The sequence below is a fragment of the Nautilia sp. genome (assembly GCF_053994455.1).
This window is the reverse complement of the sequence record NZ_JBMYAU010000037.1, coordinates 1-2,647: the sequence shown is the minus strand read 5'-3', so window position 1 is coordinate 2,647 and position 2,647 is coordinate 1. Positions and strand designations below refer to the sequence as shown.

2 protein-coding genes are annotated in these 2,647 nt (G+C 39.3%); one reads left to right on the top strand and one right to left on the bottom strand.

Annotated features, from left to right (window positions below; all coding sequences use genetic code 11):
* Positions 1-1,535 (bottom strand): methyl-accepting chemotaxis protein (locus ACXJIE_RS02640; RefSeq protein WP_456479428.1); only part of this gene is annotated, 1,535 nt, incomplete at its 3' end.
* 75 nt (positions 1,536-1,610) lie between these two features.
* Between ACXJIE_RS02640 and ACXJIE_RS02635 the strand changes: the two genes are divergently transcribed.
* Positions 1,611-2,647 (top strand): GTP-binding protein (locus tag ACXJIE_RS02635; protein WP_456479427.1); only part of this gene is annotated, 1,037 nt, incomplete at its 3' end.

Sequence of the window (2,647 nt, the reverse complement as noted above, 5' to 3'; positions counted from 1 at the left end):
CCTCTTCCGTGTTCTCCCGCCCTTGCCGCTTCAATGGCCGCGTTTAAGGCGAGCAGGTTTGTCTGGTCGGCTATTTCTTTTATTATGTTGATAATGTCTTTTATCTGGTTGGACTGATCGGCAAGTGCCGTTATTTTGGACGATATTTCTATTTCGTTTCGGGATTCGTTTCTTATTCTGTTTATTACGTCGTTCATTGTGCTTATTAAATCTTCCAGGGTTTTTCTGGTGGTTTTTATGTCTTCAACGGTGGAAACAAGACTTTCCTCGGCTATTTCCAAATCGTTTTGCACTTCTTCGGTAAGAGAGTTTACCGTTTTTATTATTTGGGTTTGTTTATCGACGGTTGTGTCCATTTTTTCGGATATGGTTTGAGCATCTAAAGCCAGCCTCCCGCTTTTGTCGGAAGAGTTTTTTATATGTAAAACGACTTCTTTGAGACTGTCTATAAACCTGTTTATGTTATCCGCTATTTCGCTTAGTTCGTCGTTTGTGCTCAATTTTATTTTTTTGCTTAAATCCGCCTCCCCTCCTGCGAGGTTTTGTACGATTTTTCTGAATTCTTCAAGGTTTTTTAAAATTGATATAAGCGTATATATAAGAATTATCAGGCTCAAAAGAGCCGTTACGGTTAATATGATTGAAATTATCTCAAACGTTTTTTCAAGTTTTAAAAGATCCTTTTGTGTGTTTTTCAGTTTTTTCCCGGAAAAAGCTATGTATGTGTTTAAAAATTTTTCTATCTGTTTCAGGTCCGTAAATGTTGAAAATATTATCTCTTTTTCTATATCTGCGTTTATTTTGTCGTCGATTTCCGTCAAAAGGGATATGTATTCGCCCAAATCTTTTTTAAATTTCGTATAAACGGGGTAGATTTTATCGTATGCTTTTATTTCGTTTTGTGCGTTTGTTACGGCTTCTGTTTTTTCGTTTAATTTTAAATAGTCCTTTTTCAGTCTTTCATTCAAAGCGGCTATTTTTTCAAGTCCTAATTTTTTAAAAAGCGAAGGTCCGTATTTTTTAAAATATTCCCCGAACGTATAGTTTCCCGCGGAAAAATCCACGTCGTTGTGTAATATGTAAAAACTGTAGTTTAAAATATCGCCGTATGTGTTCATGGAAGCTTCGTATGTTCTTTCATGCAGTACCCTCGGTATTCTTATGTACTGTTCGTTATATGTTTTCACAAGAGCGTGAAGATGGTTGTGATAGGGAACGGTCTGCTTTAAAAGACGTTTTAACGTATCGTCGAAGGTGTCGCTGTATTTTTTTATAAACTTTCCGAGAGCGCATTTTTCAGGATTTGTCGGAAGGTTTGCGGGTCTGTTTTGAACGAAGGCCTGTAAAAATTTGGATATGAATTTATAATGTTTCAGCTCCACTTTTATCGCTTCCGACCTGGCCGTCTGATATTTTAAGAGTTTTTTGTTTATTTCGTTGAATTTATAGGCGGAATAAAGGTTTATAAAAATAAGACCGAGCACGGACACGGTGATTGCGCAGACGGACAGGGCGATTTTCCGTTTTATGCTCATTTTTTTATTCCCTTTTGCATTTCTGTTTATTTTACATAATAAATCGGTATAATTTCAATAAAAAAAAGGCAATGAATGAAAAATATCAGAAATATTGCGGTTATCGCGCATGTTGACCACGGAAAAACAACGCTGGTGGACGAACTTCTAAAACAGTCGGGTACTCTTGACGAAAGAAAAGAAGTGGGTGAGAGGGTAATGGATTCTAACGATCTCGAAAAAGAAAGGGGAATTACCATCCTTTCTAAAAACACGGCTATCAAGTGGAACGGTTACAAAATCAACATTATCGACACTCCGGGACACAGCGACTTCGGAGGCGAGGTCGAGAGGGTCCTTAAGATGGTTGACGGGGTTTTGCTTCTTGTGGACGCACAAGAAGGCGTTATGCCCCAGACCAAATTCGTAGTGAAAAAAGCCCTTTCTCTCGGACTTAAACCTATTTTGGTGGTAAATAAAATAGACAAACCCGCGGCTGAGCCCGATAGGGTTGTGGATGAGGTTTTCGATCTGTTCGTAAGTATGGGGGCGAATGAAGATCAGCTGGAGTTTCCTATAATATATGCGGCTGCGAAAAACGGAATAGCAAAATGGGAGCTTGAAGACGGTAATGAAAATATGACTCCGATATTCGAAGCTATTGTCGAGCATATACCGGCTCCTTCGGGTGAGGAGGAAAAACCCCTTCAGATGCAGGTGTTTACGCTTGATTATGATAATTTCGTAGGAAGAATCGGAATTGCGAGGATTTTCAACGGTAAAATAAAAAAAGGCGAAAACGTAACGCTTGTAAAAGCCGATGGGGAAAAAATAAACGGAAGAATTACTAAACTTTTGGGATTTTTAGGACTTGAAAGGGTTGAAATAGAAGAGGCGAGCGCAGGGGATATTGTGGCGGTTGCAGGCTTCAGTGCGCTTGACGTGGGGGATACCATTGCGGATAAGGACAATCCCGTGGGGCTTGATCCTCTTCATATCGAAGAGCCGACAATCAGCGTTATTATGAGTGTCAACGATTCTCCCCTTGCAGGTACCGAAGGTAAAAACGTAACGGCTCCGAAACTTAGAGACAGACTGTTTAAAGAAATGGAAACTAATATCGCTATGAAAAT